The following is a 2,202-nucleotide window of genomic DNA, read 5'->3' as shown; positions in this document are numbered from 1 at the left end:
CGTGAGGTAGGCCACGGGCGCGGTGTCGGTATCGCTACCGGTCCGTTTCCCGTGACCCCCTCCCGAACCCGGCGTGTCCATTGCTGAACACCGGGCTCTCCACGTGTCTTGCCCGCTGGTCAGCCGCTGGTGGCGGCTGCCGGTGTCGGGGTCCAGGGAGTCGCGATGGTGTTGCCGCGGTAGCGGTAGCGGGTCACCTTGACGCTGGATGCGCCGGTGAAGACGACTCCCTTGTGGGCGAATCGCCACCCCTTGTCGCAGAAGCGACGTCGGAGTTCGCTCATCCCGAGTCGGTTCTTGCCCGCGTATTTGGCGCGAATCCAGCGCATCAGACGACCCCAGGTGAAGTTGTCGATGGCGCTGAAGGTCGCCTTGGACACGCCGTATCGGAAGTAGTTCGCCCACCCGCGCAGTGACCTGTTCAGGGTGAGGATCACCCTGTCGAGGTCCTGGCTGCGGGTTGACCTGATGGTTTTCGCCCGCACCTTGTCCTTGATCGACTGGATCGCCTTCTTGGACGGTTTGGTGTAGACGTAATGCTTCGATGTCCCTCGTTTGCGCATCCGGCGGATGTCGAAGCCGAGGAACGTGAAGCCCTCGTCGATGTGGACCACGCGGGTCTTCTCCGGTGCCAGCCGTAGCCCCAGCGGGGCGAGCACGGCCGACACCTCTTCACGCAGGGCCTCGGCATGGTGGCGCTCGCCGGCTACGACGAGAACGAAGTCGTCGCAGTAGCGGACCAGGCGCCAGTTCCCCAGGCCGTGGTTTCTGCGCTTGCGCCGCAGCCAGCCGGTTCCCATCTCCTGGCGCCATTGCTGGTCGAAATGGTCATCCAGTTGAGATAGGGCGATATTGGCGAGCAACGGCGAGAGAATTCCGCCTTGTGGGGTTCCTGCTGGCGTTTCTTCCCGATTTCCGAGTTCGGTCATGACTCCGGATTTCAGGAACGCCTTGACCAGTGAGCAGATACGCTTGTCCTTGATCCTGGCTCGGAGGCGTGTCATTAAGGCCGTGTGATCGATTTCGTCGAAGCAGGCCTTGATGTCGGCTTCCAGAATCCATCGGTAGTTGACGGGTTCGGAGGTGAGCTTGTGGATCTCGGCAATAGCGTCCTGTGCCCGCCGGTTCGGACGGAATCCATAAGAGCACGGTTTGAAATCCGACTCAAAGATGGGTTCGAGTACCAGTTTCAGGCTGGCCTGGACCACGCGGTCGGCGATGGTGGGGATTCCGAGTTTCCGGAGTTTTCCGTTTGACTTAGGTATCATCACCTGCCGCACTTCGACCGGCTGGAATTCCCTCGACTTCAAGGAGTTCCGGATCTGGCCCAGGAAAACTTCTACCCCGATCCAGGCCTCGATCTGGGCCGCGCTGACCCGATCGATCCCGGAGGTCTTGGCGCCCTTGTTGGTCGACACGCGTTCCCACGCGTGCACCAGGAACGCCCGGTCGTAGACGAGGTTGACCAGGTCACCGAACCGGCGACCAGGATCTTCGGTCGCCCAGCGGTGCAATTTGGTCTGCATCCTCCGTACTGCGAGATACGCCGAATCCGGGTCTGGCCATCTCGCGGCGCCGGTATTCACCGGCGCATCTTCGGACATTACGTTCCTTCCTTGACTGACACGCTACCGTCCTTCCCCATGTACGCGGTTCTCCCGCGTTCGGAGTACTACGACGGCTCCGTCCCATCCACGCCTTCGGCGGGCATCACGCCTATCCATCCCGGGTCTATGGCTTAGAACCGATATCATGGAGCGTACGTGGATGGTTCCCACGTTCACGGTCATCCGGTCGACGAGTTAGGCACCCGGCTGTACCCCTGCGGCATCGCCACGATTACGCCGTAGACAATTCACCGTGGCCTCCAGAATCAGACAACAAAGACCCCTCCTGGAGTTCCCCGCTCGCGATGAGGAGCAGGTGCGCACCGCCAACCAGCCCGAATCCACCGGGTTGGAGCTGGCGTAACGTGAAGAGGCGTAACAACACCGGTTTCTCGCGTATACCTTCTCGTCTCGCTCACCGCGCCCGGCCCATCCGGTAGTCCTGAACCGGCGCGACTTTGTCGAGGCTGCTCCCACCCTCCCCGGTGATCCCCGGATCAGGCTGCCTCCAGCTTTACTCCGCCGCTACGACGGCGAAGGAATGGATGGTCTTTCACCCCCATCCGGAACTAACCGCACCTCGTGGCGCACTTGT

At 61.8% G+C, this 2,202-nt stretch carries 1 protein-coding gene; it reads right to left on the bottom strand.

Annotated elements, in window-relative coordinates:
• Positions 1 to 119: 119 nt before the first annotated feature.
• A complete protein-coding gene (ltrA, locus tag AB0J87_RS64345) occupies positions 120 to 1,604 on the bottom strand; it encodes a group II intron reverse transcriptase/maturase (RefSeq protein ID WP_363985907.1) in 1,485 nt (494 codons plus the stop codon).
• Positions 1,605 to 2,202: the final 598 nt, after the last annotated feature.

The organism is Nonomuraea sp. NPDC049625, from assembly GCF_040675285.1.
GTDB lineage: Bacteria > Actinomycetota > Actinomycetes > Streptosporangiales > Streptosporangiaceae > Nonomuraea > Nonomuraea angiospora_A.
Note: the sequence above shows the minus strand (reverse complement) of the source record. Positions and strands in the feature narration are given on the sequence as shown.